The sequence below is a fragment of the Dokdonia sp. Asnod2-E02 genome, assembly GCF_045063915.1.
Classification (GTDB): domain Bacteria; phylum Bacteroidota; class Bacteroidia; order Flavobacteriales; family Flavobacteriaceae; genus Dokdonia.
Window position 1 is genome coordinate 2,544,186 of the sequence record NZ_JBEFNX010000005.1, and the last position, 20,663, is coordinate 2,564,848.

Consider the following 20,663-nt stretch of genomic DNA (forward strand, 5'->3'; position numbering starts at 1 on the left):
TCACATATATTTGTGCCATATTTTTAGACACTTTAAGACTTAAAAATGTGCAGCACAGGCGTGGTTATAATTACGCTTTCGCGAAAGCGCAATAAGTCTCATTATATTTTCAACTATCAAGATCCTATGTCGTTACAATCTACTATAGAAACTCACGTAAAAGCCGCTGTTGCCGAAATTTATAACGCTGCACTTCCAGCTGTCGAATTTCAAGCAACTCGCAAAGAATTTGAAGGAGATATCACAGTAGTGGTTTTTCCTATGTTACGTGTTGTAAAAGGAAACCCAGTACAGATAGGAACACAAATAGGAGAGTACCTCGTAGCACAAGTTGAAGAGATTACTGCTTTTAATGTAGTAAAAGGTTTCTTAAACTTAGTAGTAGCAGATGCGTTTTATATGAACGCCTTTGCAGAGATACAAGCCACCGAAAATTTTGGAAAAACACCAGAAGCTGGTAAAGCGGTAATGGTAGAATACTCTTCGCCTAACACAAATAAGCCACTTCACCTAGGTCACGTACGTAACGTGTTATTAGGATACTCTGTGTCAGAAATTATTAAGGCAGCAGGTTCTAAAGTTTATAAAACTCAAATCATTAATGACCGTGGGATTCATATCTGTAAGTCTATGCTGGCTTGGGAGCGTTATGGTAACGGAGAGACTCCAGAGTCTACAGGTCTTAAAGGAGATAAATTAGTCGGTAATTACTATGTAAAGTTTGACCAAGAATATAAAAAAGAAGTAGCTGCGCTGGTTGCTCAAGGTAAGAGCGAGGAGGAAGCAAAAAAAGGAGCTCCTTTATTACTTGAAGCCCAAGAGATGCTACGCAAGTGGGAAGCGGGAGATGCAGAGACTGTTGCACTATGGAAAAAGATGAACCAGTGGGTGTATGACGGTTTTGAAGTAACTTATAAAAATATAGGAGTAGATTTTGATAGCTACTACTACGAGAGTAACACCTACCTACTAGGAAAAGACAATATAGAAGAAGGTCTTAAAAAAGGCGTTTTTGAAAAAGATCCAGACGGCTCTGTATGGTGTGACCTTACAGAAGATGGTCTAGATAGAAAGATTGTGTTGCGTGCAGATGGTACTGCAGTATATATGACGCAGGATATAGGTACTGCGATACAACGTGTAAAAGACCATCCAGATGTAGGTGGTATGATTTACACAGTAGGAAACGAGCAAGATTATCACTTTCAAGTGTTATTCTTGATACTTAAAAAACTAGGATACGACTGGGCAGAAAATCTTTTTCACCTTAGTTATGGTATGGTAGACCTTCCTTCTGGAAAGATGAAGTCTCGTGAAGGTACCGTAGTAGATGCAGATGATCTTATAAATGAAGTAGCCGCTACCGCAGGAGAAATCTCTGAGGAGCTAGGTAAGCTAGATGGATATACAGATGAGGAGAAGAAGTCGCTATATAAAACGATAGGTCTGGGAGCTCTTAAATACTACATCCTTAAAGTAGACCCAAAAAAGAGAATTCTTTTTGACCCTAAGGAGTCTGTAGATTTTCAAGGAAATACGGGGCCATTTATACAATATACATACGTTCGTATACAAGCCATATTACGCAAGGCTAAGGAGCTTAATGTTCCTGCAAGTGTTGAGGGAGCTAGAGATTTACACCCTAAAGAAAAGGAGCTTATTAAGCTTGTACAAGACTATCCAGCAACGATACAGCTTGCCGCGGCCCAGAAGAGCCCAGCTATTATTGCAAACTACACCTATGATTTGGTAAAAGAGTATAACTCATTCTTCCAGCAGGTGCAGATTCTTGGTACAGATAACGTGGCAGACCAAAGCTTTAGAGTAGCGCTTAGTAAAGAAGTAGGGCAGGTAATAGAGAGTGCCTTTGGATTATTAGGAATAGACGTTCCAGAGCGTATGTAGTCCTTAGTACTGGAAATAGGAAACAAAAAATGCGAGACAATAGTCTCGCATTTTTTTATGCTAGAATGTAGCTTGTTGTTATCTCAAGATGAGTTTTTTTATAACCTCACGGCCTAATTCCTCATTAAGCATTGTGCGTATTTTTTCTTTACCATAAGAGAGTTCTTCCCTAAAAACAGAAGAGCTTAGGTTTACAAAGAGTGTCTCTCTGTCAAAACGTATAGAAGTAGTATATGTCTCAAATGCTGGATTGAGCTTGTACCAAGCGGCTGTGACATCTACTTTGTCCATACCTTTGCTTAGTTTGTTTTTTTCTACAAATTCTCCCAGCGCTTGACTTATAGAAATTGGGTCTGCGTTTCTTTTTGCCATTACTCTATGATAAGGGGTTGATATCTACGGTATTTATAAATAATATCGTCTTTATTAATAAGAATGAGCTCTTCTTTGCTAGCTTTTTTTACAGTTTCTTGCCAGCTGTCTAAAGCTGTGGTATATGATAGTATAAGAATATCATCTTCTATAATTGTATTGATGTTCTCGCTATCGTTTGATGTGATAAACTCTCCTAGCGCATTAGGTTGTACTTTTTTACGTACGCCAGTGCCGTCTTCATTTATTTCAAAAAAGTCAATATTTTGACTCATTCCATAAGTTCTTGAGGTGCCGTCTGGCATCTCTATAGCGGCAATTTCCCAGTAACCGTTTATGTGTGCAAGTTTTTCTTGCGGTGATGAGCTACAGCTCAAAATGAGGAGGGCGAGAAAGGTATAAACTAGTTTTTTCACGTAAGTGTTCTAATAATGAGTACTGCAAATTACGATAAAAACAACAGCTTATTGTGCTCGTTCTAGATGAAAAAGCTCATAACTCTGGTGTATTTTTTTTACCACATTTTCTGTGCGTTCCGGGTGGGTGTCACTTATAAACAGCTGGCCAAAGTCGTTTGTGTTTACTAGCTCGATGATATGCTGCACACGGTTTTCATCTAGCTTGTCAAAAATATCATCTAGCAATAATAGCGGTGTAGTACCACTTTCTTGCTTTATAAAATCAAACTGCGCAAGCTTGAGCGCGATGAGATACGATTTTTGTTGCCCTTGACTGCCAAATTTCTTTACAGGGTGGCCATTTATCTCAAACTGTAGGTCGTCTTTGTGTATTCCCACGCTTGTATATTGTAGAGAGCGATCTTTTGCTAGCGCATTAGTAAGTGAGTGCTTGAGCGGCATTGTACTTAGTGAGCTGTTATAAGTAAGGGTTACATTTTCTGTATCGCCACTTATGGCTTTGTATCGCTCATTAAAAATAGGTGCAAAGCGCTCTAAAAACTGCTGTCTTTTTTCAAAAATAGGAGTGCCAAAACCTTCTAGTTGCTCGTTATATACAGCAAGCGTATCTGCATTAAATGTATTATTTGCTGCAAAGTATTTAAGCAGGGCGTTGCGTTGCGATAGTATTTTTGAGTAGCCTAGTAGGTCAGAAAGATAGCTTTTGTCACTTTGTGAGATAACACCATCTATAAATTTACGGCGGGTGTCACTGCCTTCTGTGATGAGGTCTCTATCTGCCGGAGAGATAATAACTAGCGGTAAAAAACCTATGTGATCTGCAAAGCGGTCATATATTTTTGCATTGCGTTTTATGACCTTCTTCTGGCCTTTTTTTGCACTTACTACAACCTTCTCATCTCGTTCTTCTTTTTTATATAACCCATCTATTACAAAGAAGTCTGCATTGTGATTTATGTTTTGACTTGTGACGGGATTAAAGTAGCTTTTCCCAAAAGAAAGGTGGTAAATCGCATCGAGCACATTTGTCTTCCCCACGCCGTTATTTCCAACAAAACAATTAATTTTTGCATCAAAGGTAAAGGCCTTTGACTCAAAGTTTTTATAGTTAATAAGAGAGAGCGATTTTAAGATCATAGGGTGGGGTAGGTGTGGCGCGCTTTCGCGAAAGCGGTAAACATCTAGTAATATTGCTTATTAGGTCTTCAAAATTAAGCATTAATTTCCCTTTCATAATTCAATAAATATTATATTTTTGCCCGACTAATAAACGACGAAATATGGCAACATATAATAAAAGAGGATATAAACCGAAAACAAAGCCCGTAAAGGAAGAAGTTGAAGAGTTTATAGACGATAGCGAGAGTACAACTGCAGAGGTTTTTGGATCACTAGACGAAGGGGCAAATAAAGCAGAGGAGTGGTTTGAAAAAAATCAAAAGCCAGTAATAGGTATTATAGTAGGTGTTCTTGTAATTGCTTTATTATATCTAGCTTACAATAAATTTGTGGCAGAACCTGCAGAGGCAGAAGCGGCAAATGAGCTTGTACTAGCTCAAGATAGCTTTACTACTGCACTAGAGGCGACTAATACTTCTGTAAAAGATTCACTATATATGGTGGCTCTAGAAGGAAAGAATGGTAAGTACGGTCTTCTAGATGTGGCAGATAACTACGGTGGTACTGCAGCAGGAAACCTAGCAAACTACTATGCAGGGATGTCATACCTTGAGGTAAAAGATTATCAGAAAGCAATCTCTCACCTGCAAGACTTCTCATCAGACGATCAGATGCTTGCGCCACTTGCAAAAGGAGCGATAGGTGATGCATTTATGCAACTAGGTCAACCAGAAGAGGCTCTAGGGTACTACGAGAAAGCAGCAGGACTTAATGCAAACGATTTTACAACTCCACGTTTCTTATTTAAAGCAGGAGTTACTGCAATAGACTTAGGTAAGATGGATGCTGCTGTAAAGTACCTTACAAAGGTAAAAGAAGAGTATGGAGCTTCTGAGTATGCAAACCAGGTAGATTTATACCTAGGTAGAGCACAAGCAGGAAATTAATAAAAGAAGGTATTCTTAAAGTTAATTGTAACTTTAGTGTATAACTTTTAAAATATAATATTATGGCAACAGTAGGTAACAACCTCTCTGTCTATGATAAAACAACCATCCCAAACTCGAAAGATTTCAAGTTTGGGATTGTTGTTTCTGAGTGGAATGATGAGATTACAGAAGGACTTTTTCAAGGAGCATTTGATGCGCTTAAAGATTGTGGCGCTATAAACGATAACATTGTACGCTGGAACGTGCCAGGCGCTTTTGAGCTCATCTATGGAGCAAAAAAAATGACACAGGCGTATGATATGCTAGATGCTATAATGGTTATAGGTACTGTGATACAAGGTGAAACTAAGCATTTTGACTTTGTATGTGAGGGCGTTACTCAAGGCATTAAAGACCTTAACATTCAGCAGGATATTCCTGTTATTTTCTGTGTACTTACAGATAATAATATTGAGCAATCTAGAGCTCGTAGTGGTGGGGAGCACGGTAATAAAGGTACAGAAGCCGCTATTGCAGCTATAAAAATGGCACAATTACGTAAAGACGCAAAGTTTTAATACGTAGAAGTTTTACGCTTTCGCGAAAGCGTACTTACCCCAAAAACAAATCTCTTTAACGCATAGCGAGTATAAATTCGGTATGCTTTTTGGATACGAAATCGTATATTTGAAATAACAATATTATGGGATTTGTAAAACGCACAAATAAGAAGTATAGCTACGAGCCTCGCTATTACAATAGCGATAAAGAAGGGAGTCCTTTTAAGATGGAAGGCCGCTTTGATGAGCATCGTAAGACCTTAACTTATAATAAAGGTTTAAAGAAGAAGTTTACAACCGCTTGGGATGAACTTCAAGAAAACCGAAAGGGAGGTTATAACCGCACTATATTTTTTATTGTACTCATTTTGATTTTTCTCTTTCTCTGGATAATAGATTTTGATTTATCCATCTTTACCAACCCTCTATAAAGTAGTAGGTCCTAATGGCAGACATTATAAAACTCTTACCCGATCACGTAGCAAACCAGATCGCTGCGGGAGAAGTTGTGCAACGCCCAGCATCTGTGGTTAAAGAATTACTTGAAAATGCCATAGACGCAGGAGCATCTTCTATAAAGCTTATCGTAAAAGATGCAGGTAAGACACTTATCCAGATTATAGATGATGGTAAGGGTATGAGTGATACAGATGCTCGTATGAGTTTTGAACGTCACGCTACCTCAAAGATTACCACGGCAGATGATTTATTTAACCTTAATACAAAAGGTTTTAGAGGAGAGGCGCTTGCCTCAATAGCAGCCGTCGCTCACGTGGCACTTAAGACACGCCCAGAAGGAGCAGAGGTGGGTACACATATAGAGATAGAAGGTAGTAAGATTATTACCCAAGAGGTATGTGCCACGCCTAAGGGCACCTCACTTGCGGTAAAGAATCTCTTTTTTAACATACCAGCACGTCGTAATTTTTTAAAATCAAATAGTGTTGAGTTGCGTCACGTGATAGATGAGTTTCAGCGTGTGGCACTAGCACACCCTGATATTGCTTTTGCAATGTATCATAACGAGGGGGAGCTTTTTCAATTACCAAAAGGGAATTTAAAACAACGTATTGTTGGCATTTTTGGCGGGAAGACTAATGAGAAGTTAGTTCCCGTGCAAGAGGAGACAGATATACTTACCATAAATGGGTTTGTAGTAAAACCTGAGTTTTCAAAAAAGACGCGTGGTGAGCAGTTTTTCTTTGTAAATGATCGATTTATAAAAAGTGCTTACTTAAATCACGCGGTAACGGCAGCCTTTGATGGACTACTTCCAGATAGAGCGAGAGCAAGTTACTTTTTATACCTCAAGGTAGACCCAGCTACTATTGATATAAACATACACCCTACAAAGACCGAAATAAAATTTGACGACGAGCACGCTTTATATGCGATGTTACGTAGTACCATAAAGCATAGCTTAGGCCAGTTTAGTATTGCACCTGTGCTTGATTTTAATAGAGATAGCGAGCTCGATACGCCTTATGATTACAAAAATAAAGGAGTGGTAACTCCTAAGATTGAGGTAGATCGCACATTTAATCCCTTTGAGAGCGTTCCTGCGCCAAAAAGAGGAGCACAGCGCCCCGACGACTATGAGAAGCCAGACGTAACGGGCTGGGAGAAGATGTATGAGGGAATGGAGTCGCAAGCAACTGCAGGTAGTACCGTGACTTTTGAGAAGGAAGTGAGTACGGGTAATATGTTTGAGAGCGGTCTTAATACAAAAGCAGCTGCACCTATAGCTTCGACAGCAGGCACTCAAGACGAATCTTCTACATACCAACTCAATAAAAAATACATCGTAAGTACCATTAAGAGTGGTATGGTGATCATAGACCAACATAAGGCGCACCAGCGCGTCCTGTATGAAGAGTTTTTGCGTAATATAACAGTAAAAGAATCTGTGAGTCAGCAATTGTTATTTCCGTTGACGCTTACATATTCCACAACAGAGCTTGCTTTAATAGAAGAGCTTAAAGAAGGACTGGAGAATACAGGTTTTATCTTTGGTCTCATAAGCGGAGATATTTTAGAAATAAACGGTATCCCTACTTCTATAACGGAAAGTCAAGTGCCAGTTGTCATAGATCAATTACTTAGTGATTTAGAAAACGAGGTGCCAGACAGCGGTTTTAGCCAGACAGACACACTTGCAAAGAGTATGGCAAAAAGCCTCGCGGTAAAAGGAGGAGAAACGCTAGACAGCCTTTCTAGAGAACACCTAGTAAATAGTCTCTTTGCTTGTAAAGAACCTAGTATATCGCCTACTAACAAGAAAACATTTATCACCATCACAGGTGATGATCTTGATAGAAAATTTAAATAACCTATGGGAAGAATCACAGAAACGGTTAAGATATTATTAATAGTAAATGTGATCTTTTACTTAGGGTCATTGTTTATTATAAAACCAGACCCAGCAATGCAATTATTTGCATTGTGGTTTGTCGAAAATCCTAGCTGGCAGGTATGGCAACCACTTACGCATATGTTTATGCACGACTTGTCAAGCCCTATGCATATAGCATTTAATATGTATGCTTTATGGATGTTTGGGAGTCCTATAGAAAATGCTCTAGGACAAAAACGCTTTATATTCTTTTATTTCTCAGCAGGTCTTGGAGCCGCTTTGATACACACATTGGTTAATTACTACCACTTCAATAATGCGAGTGAGGCTATAATGGCTTTAGGGTTTAATGCCCAAGATATTACTGATATTCTTACTAGTGGCTCTTTTAGTGAGAGAATACCTAGAGAGACTGCACAATCGCTTTATGAGTCATTTTCTGTTCCAGCAGTAGGAGCTTCTGGCGCAATAATGGGTGTGCTCGTAGCGTTTGGTATGTTATTTCCTAACGCGTCACTAGGGCTGCTATTTATACCTGTACCTATTAAAGCAAAGTACTTTATACCTATCTTAGTAGGGATAGATTTATTTTCTGGTGTTACAGGGTTCTCAATATTTGGGGCAAACATTGCAAACTGGGCGCACTTAGGTGGTGCGTTATTTGGTTTTATAATGATGTTCTACTGGAAAAGACAAGGCTTAGGAAAGTATTAAAGTACACATATGGCAAACACATCTCTAGCATATAAATACAAAACGGCAAATATTGCAATAAAGCTCATTGTTGTAAATGTGCTTGTTTATGTACTGTTTAATATTATCCCGTGGCTAGTGGGCTTGGGCTCTGGCACTTTTAGCCAGTATTTTGTGTTACCGTCAGATGTGATACGCTTTTTACAACAACCGTGGAGCGTTGTGACTTATGCTTTTTTGCACTCTGGTTTTGGTCACCTCTTTTGGAATATGGTTTTCCTTTACGTGTTTTCAAGATTTGTTTTAAATCTGTTTTCAGAAAAGAAGTTTCTTGCGATTTATCTTTTAGGAGCTATTGCAGGGGGTGTGTTATTTGCATTACTATATAATGTTTTACCTGTCTTTAGAGGCACTGGTGTACTTTTAGGAGCATCTGCCGCAGTAAATGCTATTGTGGTTTTTATAGGTACATACACGCCAGATGCAGAGGTGCGCATATTTACATTTAATGTAAAACTATGGTGGATTGCTGCATTTATAGTAGTCAAGGATATTTTATTACTAGATTCTGGTAACGCTGGAGGTCTCATATCACACTTGGGTGGTGCGGCCTTTGGGTTTTATTATGCAAAACAATTACTAGCAGGTAATGATATAGGCCTCTGGTTTGAGAGACTTATAGATAATGTGAGTGGCTGGTTTACTAAAAAGCCAAAAAGACAAAAGAAAAGCCCACTACGCACCGTGCATAAAAATAAAAAGAGCAGTGCTAGCACTGTAAAGAAAACAGCCGTAACAACTAAGAGTGAGCAACAACAGCGCATAGATGCCATACTTGATAAAATAAGTAAGAGCGGCTATGACAGCCTCTCAAAAGCCGAAAAAGATTTCCTTTTTAAAGCTGGTAAGGAGTAACTAATGAAAAACCTAAATCTTCTTGAGAAGTTTATTTTTCTCATAAATAGCATCTGCGCGGTGCTATTACTTTTTAGTTACTTATTACCTTACATTCCGCCACATATTTTTCCGGCACTGTCAGTACTGAGCCTATTGCTTCCGGTGCTGCTTATTATTAATTTTTTATTTTTCTTATTCTGGTTATTTAAAGCCAAAAGACAATTACTATTGTCTGCCGTAATCTTAGCATTAGGGATAACACATATATTCTCGCTCATACGCTTTGGTGGTGGTAGTGATACAAAACAAGTTGATACACTCACACTTTTAACCTATAACGTACGCCAGTTTAATGTTTATGGATGGGTAGAAGAGGCAAACGTTGGCAAACGCGCCATTGCATTTATAGAAGATCAAAATCCAGATATTGTTTGTTTACAGGAATACTATCCCGACTTTGAGCTAGATGCAAAGAAGTATCCATTCAAGCATAAAGTAATGCGTCCTGCAAATAGCAAATTTGGGCAAGTGATTTTTTCAAAGTTTCCTATCGTTCATAGCGGTTCGCTTGATTTTGGAAAAAAAGGGAACAACGGTATCTATGCAGATATCAAGGTTGGTGAGGACACGATTAGAGCGTATAATATGCATTTTCAATCCTTTCGATTGTCGCCTAGTCTAAATAATCTACAAAAAGAAAATTCAAAAAAGCTACTTGGTAGACTAGGAGTTGCTTTTGAAAAACAAGAAGATCAGGTTAAAAAGTTTTTACAGAGTGAGGCAGCATCTCCGCATAAGGTTATCGTAGCAGGAGATTTTAATAATAGCGCAACTTCATATATGTATCGAAAAGTGCGTGGTGATAAGGTTGACGCTTTCGCGAAAGCGGGATCAGGTACAGGAGCAACCTTCTGGTTTGACATCATACCATTACGCATAGACTTTATACTTGCAGATGAGCAACTAGAAGTCTTAGATTTTGAAACGTATGGAGATATAGATCTTTCTGATCACAAGCCTTCTATGGCAACCTTTAAGCGCTTAAGCCAGTAAGGTCAATCTTCTCGAGGTAATCTTGTGCACTAGGACCAAGATTAAAAAGTAAATCTAAAATGGTGAGATTTTCTAAATACCCGTGATTTTCATTAAAAAGCTGATGATATTCTGGTAGAGGATATTGAGGCTCCTTTTTTGCATTTACAAGCTGTCTGCAATCTACCTGCTCTGGATGTTTAAAATATTCTTCTGTTAGTATAGGCGTTATATTTAGCTGTAAACACTCCATAATAATCGCGTGACACGCTTTATTAAAATCTAATAGTGTCTCATACTCGGTATGATAAAGTGGCTCAAACTCATCTTCATAATACTCAAAGTACGGAGAGGTTTGGTAGGCTATTTTTAAAGACCTCCAGTGATCACGCTGCCAGTGAAATTTATTCTCAATCTTTACATCATAATAACGCTGTCTCTCTGTTTTATCCTTGCGGTGGAGGATAGGTATAATGAGTGTGAGCGTACCTGTAGATGTGGCAATCTTCATACGGGTGCGGTATGACTGCTTCTGGAAATTTCCATTTGCCTCAATATGTAGCTGCTCGGTTTGAGCAATTACAGCATATTGAATGATAGGGGCGCAGTAGCCGTGTGTGATAAGAGCAGCTTTCATTATAATGGGTTATGCTTTGGGTTGTTTTTTCTTTCTAAAAAATGACCAACCTATATAAAGCAGTAACGCTCCTAAAAACCAGTATCTATAGCTCACTAGTGGTCCTTCACCACCTACTGTGGTAAATACACGATCCCAGCGTATGCCGGCAAGACCAGGTACATTTGCATCTTTACTAAACCATACAAAAACTGGTTTACCCACTACGTGATTAAAAGGCACGTAACCCCACGCTCTAGCGTCTTGAGAGTTATGACGATTATCACCCATAAGCCAGTAATAATCTTGCTCAAAGGTGTACTCTGTAAGTGGCTCACCATTCATTAATATCTCATTGCCATTAACCGTGATGTCGCGCTCTCTACCCATTTCATAGCCTTCGTACACTTCTATAATTCGTTTGTAATATGGAAGGCTTTCTGGGTTAATTGCCACAGTCTTCCCTTCTTCAGGAATGTATATAGGGCCAAAGTTATCTACACTAGATGCGCGTCCTGGTTTTGCACCAAAAATCGCTTTGTTATTTTCTATCGCATCATAATGTGTGCGCTCTATACTTATGATGTTTGAGTTGTTTTTGAGTTTTTCTATAGAAGCTTCACTTGCTTGAGCAGTGTGTACATAAGGTCCATTGTCACCTTGTACACCAGAGAGGTAGATGTCAGAAATCTCATAGCGACCGTTCATAAGATCTGAAGGGAATACATAGTTTCCGTTTGCATCTTGAGCTCTTTTTACAAGAAGTTCCTTAGAGACAATTGTGTAACTAAATTGTATGCGTGCACGATCTGGTAAATCATTCTTCTCACCATTAATATATACATAACCATCTCGTACTTCAAGAGAATCTCCAGGGACACCTACAGCACGTTTTACATAGTTAGACTTCTTGTCTATAGGTTTTCTCACACTGCCTCGCATATTACCAGGTGTAATATCTACAAGAGTGTCTACAGGCCAGCTAAAAACAACAATGTCATTGCGCTCTATGTCTTGAAAACCTGGTAATCTAAAGTAAGGCAGTTGCGGTTTTGTTGAGTAACTCTTAGTCTTTGTACCATATATAGTATCGTGTAGCATAGGTGTCGCTACTGTGGTTATAGGTGTTCTTGCGCCATAGTGAAACTTGCTTACAAACAGCCAGTCACCTACAAGTAGTGTCTTTTCTAGTGAAGAAGAAGGGATAACAAAAGGCTGCATAAAATACGTATGCACAATGGTCGCGGCAACGATGGCAAATAGTAAAGAACTCGTCCACTCACCACTAGATGATTTAGGGTTAATATCTCTCCCTTTTATATGCGGTGCATCTGTTGCATAGTTTATATAGTAAAGGTAAAGTCCCCCTGTAAGTACTGTGAGCGCTGTATCTTTAAAACTGTTAAACCCAAAAGACCTTGCTGTCTCAACCCACACTACTGGTATCATAATAAGATTTACAATAGGTACAAAGAGTAAGATAGTCCACCACTTAGGTCTATTTATGATACCCATAAGTACTACGGCATTGTAAATAGGTACTCCTGCTTCCCAGGCTTTTCTACCAGCGCGTACGTAAAGTTTCCACGTTCCGGCAAAGTGTACTGCTTGAACGATAAGAAAAAATATAAACCATTGTGTAAGTGTCATCTGTATTCTTTTAGTTTGTGATAGGTCTTAAGTTTGTCTATTATGTTACGATTATAGACCTAAAACATCACGCATTGAGAAATTTCCTTGTTTGCCTAGTAACCACTCGGCTGCAACTACGGCACCTTGCGCAAAGCCTTGTCTTGAGTGCGCCTCGTGACTTAAGGTTATGGTGTCTATGTCGCTTTTGTAATTTATAATATGTGTACCAGGTACAGTGCCCTCTCTTTCGGCAGTGATGGGTATGTGGTTATCTTTTATAGATTGTCCTTCGGCAAGTGACCAGTCTGTATACGGAGTAGTCTCTATAATTCCTTCTGCTAGGGTGATGGCTGTACCACTAGGAGCATCTAGTTTTTGTGTATGGTGTATCTCGGTCATATCTACTTTATAGTCGTTATGAGGAGCCATAATTTGAGCTAATTTCTTATTAAACTCAAAAAACAGATTCACACCTACACTAAAGTTTGATGCATAGATAAAACCACCATTTTTTTCTTTGCAAAGCGCCACCATATCTTCATAACTATCTAGCCAGCCTGTGGTGCCAGAGACAATAGGAATACCCGCTTCAAAACATTTTGTGATGTGGTTTACCGCGCTATCTGGAATGCTAAAGTCTATTGCAATATCTGCATTTTCAAGGGTGAAATTTTCTGGTGAGCTCACGCGAGCTACAATCTCGTGACCTCTAGATTCGGCAATTTTTTCTATAGTTTGCCCCATCTTACCATAGCCAAGAAGTGCTATTTTCATATTAAAACTTATAATTTATGGTTAGACCGTAGTTCATAGTTTGACCCATATCATCATTGTAAATTGCTGGTCCAAAGGTAAGCTCGTCATCTACGTCAAATTGCGATAGATGCGCATCTACATTTGCCTCAACTATCTGAAGTATATACACTCCTGCCGATACTAAAATAAATAGGTCACGACGTTTTCTAAACTGCTCTTGACCATTTAGTAAGGCGTCATCAGAAAATCTTTCGGTGGCTACACCATCTTCATCTACGTTAGTAAACTCATCTATACGTCCCGCGAGTCGTTCTTTAAAAGCGGTTCTAAAACGCTCAGATTGTGTAGAGTTATATGATACGGCATAGATGCTTGACCCCAGTGCGCCATATACAAGTGGTAACTTCCAGTAATCTTTATTGTAGAGTTGCCCTAGACCCGGTAAAACTGCGCCATAAAAGGCAGCCTTTGCAGGTCGTAACGGTTCATAAGGACCATTATCGCTCACGGCAGTAACTGTTTCTTGATCTAGAAGTGTAGATGCTGGGTCTTCTTGCGCTTTCGCGAAAGCGTAAAAAAACAAGAGTATTACCAGTAAGAGGAGTTTGTTATTTTGCACCCTTAATGAGTTTCTGTAATCGACTAAAATCTTCTTCTGAAGAAAACGGAATGGTAATCTTACCACGCCCATTCTTTGAAACTTTGATGTCAACCTTTGCACCAAAATATTCGGCAAAGTCTTTTGTGCCTTTCTTTATGAACTTAGGTGTTTCTTCCTTTGCTGGTGTCTCAATATTTGCCGTAGCGTGATAGTTTTTTACAAGGGCTTCTGTTTGTCTCACAGAGAGCTTTTCTTGTAAAATCTTCTCATATATATCTAGCTGGTCACCTGTGTTTTCTACATTTATGAGTGCACGACCGTGCCCCATAGATAAGAAACCATCTCGCATACCTGTTTGTACTATTGGGTCTAGTTTAAGTAGTCTCAAATAGTTTGTGATGGTAGAGCGATTTTTACCCACGCGATCACTCATTTGTTCTTGCGTGAGGTTTATCTCGTCTATTAAGCGCTGGTATGAAAGGGCAATTTCTATAGGGTCAAGATCTTGACGCTGTATATTTTCAACAAGGGCCATCGTGAGGCTCTCATTATCATTTGCAATACGTATGTATGCAGGTACTGTTTTGTTACCTATAAGCTTAGAAGCTCTATAACGACGCTCTCCAGATACAAGTTGATATTTACCAAAGCTTATCTTACGTACCGTGATAGGTTGTATCACGCCTAGCTCTTTTATAGATGAGGCGAGCTCTCTAAGAGTTTCCTCATTAAAGCTAGTACGCGGTTGGAACGGGTTTACATCTATATCTTCTAGATCTAGCTCTACGATGTTACCTACAACCTTGTCTGCATTTTTATCTTCTGCACTGTTTATATCATTTGCAGGGTCTTTGAGCAGAGCCGAGAGACCACGTCCTAGTGCTTGTTTTTTTGTTGCTTTAGCCATTTGTTAGCTATTGTTTTTTGTAATAAGTTCTTGAGCAAGACTCAAGTAGTTAGTAGCGCCTTTACTTGCAGCATCATAATTTATAATACTCTCTCCATAACTAGGTGCTTCACTTAAACGTACATTACGCTGTATGATTGTCTCAAAGACCATCTCGCTAAAATGTTTTTGAACTTCTTCTACTACCTGATTAGATAATCGTAGTCGTGAGTCAAACATTGTAAGAAGTAATCCTTCTATGTCAAGATCCTTATTGTGTATTTTTTGAACGCTTTTTATCGTGTTAAGCAGCTTACCTAACCCTTCTAGTGCAAAGTACTCGCACTGTATAGGGATAATTACAGAGTCTGCAGAGGTAAGTGCATTAAGAGTAAGCAAGCCTAGTGATGGCGCACAGTCTATCAAGATGTAATCATATACATCCTTTAGGTGAGAAATCGCTTTCTTTAACATATACTCACGTGCCTCTTTATCTACAAGCTCTATTTCTATAGCTACAAGGTCTATGTGTGCAGGTATAAGATCTAGATTAGGAGAAGAGGTTTTTACAATAGCATCTTCTGCCTTGTTAGTGTGTTCTAGTAGCTGGTATGTTCCTACTTCTACACTCTCTACATCTATACCTAAGCCAGAGGTTGCATTAGCCTGTGGGTCTGCATCTATGAGAAGTACTTTCTTCTCGAGCACGCCTAGAGAGGCTGCGAGATTTACAGAAGTCGTGGTCTTGCCTACACCACCTTTTTGGTTTGCAATAGCAATTATTTTACCCATAAAATTTGAGGACGATTAGGAGGTAAAAATACAATTTAAAATGGGTTATTAAAATGGATTAGAAATGAAAAAACCGAGATTATGCATCTCGGTTTTAATATTGTGAGTGATAGTGGTCTTAAAAGTAATAGTTTATCCCTAGTGTGAGTGTTGTTACATCAATCTTAAGAGGAATAACTTCTTCTTCTGTAGGAAATGTTAAGTCATTATCATAACCGGTTATATAACTTAGGCTAGCACCTAGATGATGCCCATTGCTTAATTCATATCTCACGCCTACACGCGGAACAAAAATGGGATTACCACCACTTATGTCAAAATCATTACCATCTAGAGTTCCTTCATAATAATCACCAGTAGGACCTACCGCAGCTGCGATAAAAGGCTTAAATTTTCCTTCTTTATTAAATTGATATTCTAGACCAAACAACAGTCTAAAAGAACTCATTTTAAAATTTAAATCATTAGGCAAGTTCCCAAAACTATTATCACCAGATAAGGCAGCATTTCCTTCAAGAGAGAAGTAAAGGTTTCCCTGTAAAGCTCCTAAAAAGCCTGGAGTAGCTATTACACCAAGTTGTACCTGCCCTGTCACAATAGACTCAGAATCGTCACTATCAAAAAACTTCAAATTATTAACGCTTGTACCTGCACCAATATAAAAGCTAGCTGCATCGGTATTGTAAGCAGCAGCAGCATCTACCTCATTAGGCGTGGGAGCATAAATCTCATAATCACAAGCATTATAGGCTTGCACATTACGTATAAGTGCAGACTCATTAAATTGATCTATAGCATTAAGCGGTCTTCTTATGGAATTACAATCAGAAAACAGTACGGCAAGCGTGCCAGCTATGTTTGCTCTGTCGTTATTTAAGTTTATAACCTTTGAGTTTCCTGCAGAGGTTGCAATAAGATATTCTGAGGGGCTTACTTGATATAGAGAAGCTTTTCCATCTTGTAATGGTGTGGCAAAATAAACGATGTTGCCTACTTCTATTTTATCAAGGTTTCTATTGTTGAGAGAAACGCTCGTTACTTGGTCAAAAGTGTAAACTGTGGTTTTATAATTCTTTTTGTAAAGTACTGTTTGAGTAAGGTAATCTATAGCCACGTTACCCTCTAGCGGGTTGTTGTTAAGTACTGTAATGCTTCCCGATGAGTAATTTTGAGCTGTAATTGCACAGCAAAAAGCAATCATAAGAAATAGGGATGTAATGATTTTTTTCATAGTATTTTCTTTTACATAAAAAGTTAGCACTTTTTTGTCGTTTTAAAAGCCAATTCTTTACTAAAAAATCTTAATTTACTCCCTAAGCTTTCTGTGTGTTGATATTATTCTGTCACCGCTTTCACCGCTTCTTCGGTAACCATTTCTGTCTGTTTATTGCCCCAGCTGTTCATAATGTAGTTCATTACATCTGCCACCTCATCTTCATAAAGTTCAAGGTTTGCCATCACGCCATTATATGCAACGCCATTTACGGTTATAGGACCTTGCTGTCCATATTTCACAGCTTTTATGGCTTCTTTATAGCGATCTTCTGTGAGCCAGTCTGATCCAGCAAGCGGCGGGAAAGTTCCTGCCACACCTTCTCCCTTACCTAGGTGACACTGTATACAAAAGTCTTGGTATACCTCTGCACCACGTTCTATAGATTCTGCAAGTGGGTCTTGAGAGGTGTAAACTTCTTTTTCCGCTTTCGCGAAAAATAAAAAAACACTAACTCCTGCCGTACATAAACTTATAAGTAGCTTCATTATTTCTTAACTAGTTTAAGGATTCCTTTTCCCTCTACACCTACATAGATAGTGCCATTGTGATTAATCACATTGCGCACACGACCTACATCTTCTAGTAACTTTTCACGAGCAACCACCTTGTTATTTTCTAAAATGGCAAGTTCTAGGTATTCAAATTTAAGCGAACCTATTAATAAGTTACCGTCAAGTTTTGCATCACCAGTATTGTTTGCAAAAGCCATCCCAGAAGGAGCGATAGAAGGAACCCAGTAATACACTGGCTGCTCCATTCCCTCTTTTTCTGAAATCTCTGTAAACGTAGTTCCGCTGTAATTAATACCATAAGAGATTACTGGCCACCCAAAGTTTTTACCAGCCTCAGGGATATTAATCTCATCCCCACCACGTGGTCCGTGCTCGTGTATCCATATCTTACCTGTCTCAGAATGCACAGTCATTCCTTGCGGATTACGATGTCCATAAGAGAATATGGCTTCTTTTGCTCCGTCTTTACCTACAAAGGGATTATCTGCAGGGATGCTACCATCTGCATTAAGTCTATAAATTTTGCCTCCATCACGCGTAATATCCTGCGGATTTTCATCCCTAGCACCACGATCTCCTATAGAAAAGTACACATAACCATCTTTGTCAAAACGCACGCGGCTGCCAAAGTGATGTCCCTTTCTCGTATTTGGACTTCCTTTATATAATACCTTCTTTTCGGTAAGCGCGCCGTCTTTTAATTTTGCTCTCATAAGTGCTGTCATCGCCCCGTCTTCTTCGCCTTCTGGTGATGAGTACGTGATGTATATCCAGCCGTTACTCGCATAATCTGGATGCAAACGTATGTCAAGTAAACCACCTTGATTACGCGTCACCACCTCTGGAGCTCCAGCAATCATAGTCTTCTTACCATCCTTAAAGTGTATGAGTTCTCCACTTTTTTCAGTGATGAGCATAGACTCATCTGGCAATACAGCTAGTCCCCAAGGGTTAGTAAGTTCTGGAACAATTACCTCATAGGTATAATCTAGGTTTGAGGTTAGTGTGACATCATTTTCTCTAGTTTCTTGCGCACAAGCCACACTTGCAACAAGTAATAATAAGATGTAAGTAAAACGACTTTTCATAGTATCAGATTTTAATGGCAAATTACAGAATTATCATCACACTCTATGATGTATTAACAATTTGAAAACACGTGTAAGAGCTTAGAATCTTATCTTTAATCTATGCAAGAGTAAGCTCGTTGTCAGTTATATCACTTTTGGTGATAAAGCCATTCGTTTTCTTGATAACTTGATTGTAAGGTTTGGCTTGTAAAACCTACTTTTGTAAGTAAGATATAAATAAGAATTGTGCGATTGTAAAAGTGTTTATTACGCTTTCGCGAAAGCTTAAAAATAATACAGTATGTCAGTAGAAAAAGTAAAATGCCTTATCATAGGTTCAGGACCAGCGGGATATACCGCAGCAATTTATGCAGCACGTGCAAATATGGCACCAGTTCTTTACCAAGGGCAGCAGCCAGGAGGACAGCTTACCACGACTAACGAGGTGGAGAACTTCCCTGGTTATGTAGATGGTGTGACTGGACCAGAAATGATGGTGCAGTTAATGAAACAAGCACAGCGTTTTGATACAGATGTACGTGACGGATGGGTGACTAAAGTAGATTTTTCTGGAGATGTGCACAAAGCGTGGATCAATGGAGAAAAGGAAATACACGCAGAGTCTGTGATTATATCTACAGGAGCGAGTGCAAAATATTTAGGATTACCTTCTGAGCAGAAGTATTTAAAAATGGGTGGAGGTGTATCTGCCTGTGCCGTTTGCGACGGATTCTTTTACCGTGGCCAAGAAACCATAATTGTAGGCGCTGGAGATAGCGCTTGTGAGGAGGCACATTACCTTTCTAAATTATGTAAGAAAGTAACAATGCTCGTACGTCGTGACGAGTTTAGAGCATCAAAAATTATGGCTGCTCGTGTACAGAAAACAGAAAACATTGAGATCCTTTTCAACACAGAAACTGTTGAGGTGCTAGGTGATGATGTAGGGGTAACAGGAGCAAGAGTAAAGAATAATGTAACCGGTGAAGAGCACGATATCCCAGCAACAGGATTTTTTGTAGCGATAGGGCACAAGCCTAACACAGATATCTTTAAGGACTACTTAGATTTAGATGAGACTGGATATATCATTAATACACCAGGAACTTCTAAAACAAACGTACCAGGAGTATTTGTATCTGGAGATGCAGCAGATCACGTGTACCGTCAAGCAATTACCGCTGCCGGAACAGGATGTATGGCTGCACTAGACGCAGAGCGCTACCTAGCGTCAAAAGACGAGCTTCCACAAGATGAGCCAGGAGTAGGCTCTACGTATGTGGATGAGGTGAAAGCTTAAATCAATGAGTTATACTGTTTTTATTGGGAAGTTTAAAGATGGAGAGCCAGCAAAAATTGCTGTTGATGATATCAAGAATGGTTTTTCGAAATATGGTAGTATTAGAGAAACTTCATCTGAAATAGAACTCATAGCTGACAGAGACTTATTTGAAAGTGGAACTTTTACAAAAGATAATTTCAGTCAACTTTCGCTACATAGACCCTCTATTGATCAGGAATTTAAAAATTTTGTTTTTGATTTTCTGCAAATTGATGGAACTTGCTATTTTAGTCAAGACCTCGACTTTATAAAAACAAGAAATGGAGAAATCAAAAATTTCCCAAGAGATATGATTGAGCATTGTGTGACGGGAATTACTGTTGTAACATCTCCAGAAGATTTGTAAAATCGAAAATTTATATATTTAAAACGACAGCGAGAGCTGTCGTTTTTTGTTTGTGATTCTTTGTGGACATCTCCCTTCTTGCGACTTTTCTCCTCTTTGCGGACATCTCCCTGACTCCCTCTTCAAAGAGGGACACTGTTGTGGTTTAATACTTTTTAATTTTGCAAAGCAAAATAAAAAGTATCGTGAGTGTTTTCCCCTCTTCGAAGAGGGGTTAGGGGAGATGTTTTGCCCTGGTAGAAAATGATAATTACACTTGCTAGCCTTTCATAAATCTTGGTAGGTAGAAAATGGATATTATGAATATTATTAAAGAAGAAATAAATAAGCTAACATTATGCTGAAGCTGCCATTGATTACTTAGAATACCGGCTTTCATCCAAAAAACACAAAAAAATCCAACAAATAAGAGATTAATAAAGAGTGCAGTTTTAGCGCTTTTAATGTTTACTCTTAATATTAGTAATGCAGGTATCTGAAAAATATTAAACACTAAATGATATGCGCTCATATTTATGGCTGTTCTTTCAAGTCTTTTCCAAGAGAAATCATAGA

The 20,663-nt window shown here is 38.8% G+C and carries 22 protein-coding genes; 10 read left to right on the forward strand and 12 right to left on the reverse strand.

Annotated features, from left to right (window positions below; translation table 11 throughout):
- Window positions 1-126: 126 nt before the first annotated feature.
- A complete protein-coding gene (gene argS / locus ACJJVM_RS11550) occupies window positions 127-1,905 on the forward strand; it encodes an arginine--tRNA ligase (protein ID WP_405212207.1) in 1,779 nt (592 codons plus the stop codon).
- Between the two features lie 78 nt (window positions 1,906-1,983).
- Here the strand turns inward: argS and ACJJVM_RS11555 are convergent, their stop codons facing one another.
- The 3 genes from ACJJVM_RS11555 to recF are packed head-to-tail and all read right to left on the reverse strand — an operon-like array spanning window position 1,984 to window position 3,833.
- A complete protein-coding gene (locus ACJJVM_RS11555) occupies window positions 1,984-2,277 on the reverse strand; it encodes a DUF721 domain-containing protein (protein ID WP_035325280.1) in 294 nt (97 codons plus the stop codon).
- The gene (locus ACJJVM_RS11560; RefSeq protein WP_405211759.1) at window positions 2,277-2,693 is read right to left on the reverse strand and encodes a hypothetical protein; all 417 of its coding nucleotides are present in this window, start codon (window positions 2,691-2,693) and stop codon (window positions 2,277-2,279) included. Before ACJJVM_RS11560 ends, ACJJVM_RS11555 begins: the two co-directional genes overlap by 1 nt.
- Before the next feature lie 48 nt (window positions 2,694-2,741).
- On the reverse strand, window positions 2,742-3,833 hold the full coding sequence (gene recF / locus ACJJVM_RS11565) for a DNA replication/repair protein RecF (protein ID WP_035325278.1): 1,092 nt from the start codon (window positions 3,831-3,833) through the stop codon (window positions 2,742-2,744).
- Between the two features lie 143 nt (window positions 3,834-3,976).
- Here recF and ACJJVM_RS11570 point away from each other — a divergent pair, with 143 nt between their 5' ends.
- From ACJJVM_RS11570 to ACJJVM_RS11600, 7 genes are all read left to right on the forward strand, one after another.
- Complete coding sequence (locus ACJJVM_RS11570) at window positions 3,977-4,762, forward strand: tetratricopeptide repeat protein (protein WP_405211760.1); 786 nt, start codon at window positions 3,977-3,979, stop codon at window positions 4,760-4,762.
- Window positions 4,763-4,824: 62 nt separating this feature from the next.
- Window positions 4,825-5,322: a 6,7-dimethyl-8-ribityllumazine synthase gene (gene ribH / locus ACJJVM_RS11575; RefSeq protein ID WP_405211761.1), complete on the forward strand. Its 498-nt coding sequence runs from the start codon at window positions 4,825-4,827 to the stop codon at window positions 5,320-5,322.
- Between the two features lie 125 nt (window positions 5,323-5,447).
- Window positions 5,448-5,735, forward strand: coding sequence for a riboflavin synthase subunit beta (locus ACJJVM_RS11580; protein WP_298347827.1), 288 nt, complete (start codon window positions 5,448-5,450; stop codon window positions 5,733-5,735).
- Window positions 5,736-5,749: 14 nt separating this feature from the next.
- On the forward strand, window positions 5,750-7,633 hold the full coding sequence (mutL, locus tag ACJJVM_RS11585) for a DNA mismatch repair endonuclease MutL (RefSeq protein WP_405211762.1): 1,884 nt from the start codon (window positions 5,750-5,752) through the stop codon (window positions 7,631-7,633).
- A 3-nt stretch (window positions 7,634-7,636) separates the two neighbouring features.
- The gene (locus ACJJVM_RS11590) at window positions 7,637-8,371 is read left to right on the forward strand and encodes a rhomboid family intramembrane serine protease (protein ID WP_405211763.1); all 735 of its coding nucleotides are present in this window, start codon (window positions 7,637-7,639) and stop codon (window positions 8,369-8,371) included.
- Window positions 8,372-8,380: 9 nt separating this feature from the next.
- Entirely contained in the window at window positions 8,381-9,265 is an 885-nt protein-coding gene (locus ACJJVM_RS11595) for a rhomboid family intramembrane serine protease (RefSeq protein WP_405211764.1), read from the forward strand.
- A 3-nt stretch (window positions 9,266-9,268) separates the two neighbouring features.
- Window positions 9,269-10,300, forward strand: coding sequence for an endonuclease/exonuclease/phosphatase family protein (locus ACJJVM_RS11600; protein WP_405211765.1), 1,032 nt, complete (start codon window positions 9,269-9,271; stop codon window positions 10,298-10,300).
- Here ACJJVM_RS11600 and ACJJVM_RS11605 read toward each other — a convergent pair.
- The 9 genes from ACJJVM_RS11605 to ACJJVM_RS11645 form a co-directional block, all read right to left on the reverse strand.
- The gene (locus tag ACJJVM_RS11605) at window positions 10,281-10,916 is read right to left on the reverse strand and encodes a WbqC family protein (protein ID WP_405211766.1); all 636 of its coding nucleotides are present in this window, start codon (window positions 10,914-10,916) and stop codon (window positions 10,281-10,283) included. The two genes, ACJJVM_RS11600 and ACJJVM_RS11605, sit on opposite strands and share 20 nt — an antisense overlap.
- Window positions 10,917-10,925: 9 nt before the next feature.
- Window positions 10,926-12,545 carry a signal peptidase I gene (lepB, locus tag ACJJVM_RS11610; RefSeq protein WP_405211767.1) on the reverse strand — a complete coding sequence of 540 codons (1,620 nt, stop codon included), beginning with the start codon at window positions 12,543-12,545 and terminating at the stop codon, window positions 10,926-10,928.
- A gap of 51 nt (window positions 12,546-12,596) precedes the next feature.
- Window positions 12,597-13,301: a 4-hydroxy-tetrahydrodipicolinate reductase gene (gene dapB, locus ACJJVM_RS11615; protein WP_405211768.1), complete on the reverse strand. Its 705-nt coding sequence runs from the start codon at window positions 13,299-13,301 to the stop codon at window positions 12,597-12,599.
- A gap of 1 nt (window position 13,302) precedes the next feature.
- Window positions 13,303-13,902, reverse strand: coding sequence for a DUF5683 domain-containing protein (locus ACJJVM_RS11620; RefSeq protein WP_405211769.1), 600 nt, complete (start codon window positions 13,900-13,902; stop codon window positions 13,303-13,305).
- Entirely contained in the window at window positions 13,892-14,791 is a 900-nt protein-coding gene (locus ACJJVM_RS11625) for a ParB/RepB/Spo0J family partition protein (protein WP_021778384.1), read from the reverse strand. Before ACJJVM_RS11625 ends, ACJJVM_RS11620 begins: the two co-directional genes overlap by 11 nt.
- 3 nt (window positions 14,792-14,794) lie before the next feature.
- The gene (locus ACJJVM_RS11630; protein WP_021778385.1) at window positions 14,795-15,562 is read right to left on the reverse strand and encodes a ParA family protein; all 768 of its coding nucleotides are present in this window, start codon (window positions 15,560-15,562) and stop codon (window positions 14,795-14,797) included.
- Between the two features lie 118 nt (window positions 15,563-15,680).
- A complete protein-coding gene (locus ACJJVM_RS11635; protein ID WP_405211770.1) occupies window positions 15,681-16,793 on the reverse strand; it encodes a hypothetical protein in 1,113 nt (370 codons plus the stop codon).
- Window positions 16,794-16,897: 104 nt separating this feature from the next.
- On the reverse strand, window positions 16,898-17,323 hold the full coding sequence (locus tag ACJJVM_RS11640; RefSeq protein WP_405211771.1) for a c-type cytochrome: 426 nt from the start codon (window positions 17,321-17,323) through the stop codon (window positions 16,898-16,900).
- Window positions 17,323-18,438, reverse strand: a complete 1,116-nt coding sequence (locus tag ACJJVM_RS11645) for a PQQ-dependent sugar dehydrogenase (protein WP_405211772.1) — start codon at window positions 18,436-18,438, stop codon at window positions 17,323-17,325. Before ACJJVM_RS11645 ends, ACJJVM_RS11640 begins: the two co-directional genes overlap by 1 nt.
- Before the next feature lie 283 nt (window positions 18,439-18,721).
- On the opposite strand from ACJJVM_RS11645, the gene trxB reads away from it, so the two are divergent.
- Window positions 18,722-19,720: a thioredoxin-disulfide reductase gene (trxB, locus tag ACJJVM_RS11650; protein WP_035325262.1), complete on the forward strand. Its 999-nt coding sequence runs from the start codon at window positions 18,722-18,724 to the stop codon at window positions 19,718-19,720.
- Window positions 19,721-19,724: 4 nt separating this feature from the next.
- Window positions 19,725-20,108 carry a hypothetical protein gene (locus ACJJVM_RS11655; protein WP_298347838.1) on the forward strand — a complete coding sequence of 128 codons (384 nt, stop codon included), beginning with the start codon at window positions 19,725-19,727 and terminating at the stop codon, window positions 20,106-20,108.
- Window positions 20,109-20,663 lie beyond the last annotated feature (555 nt).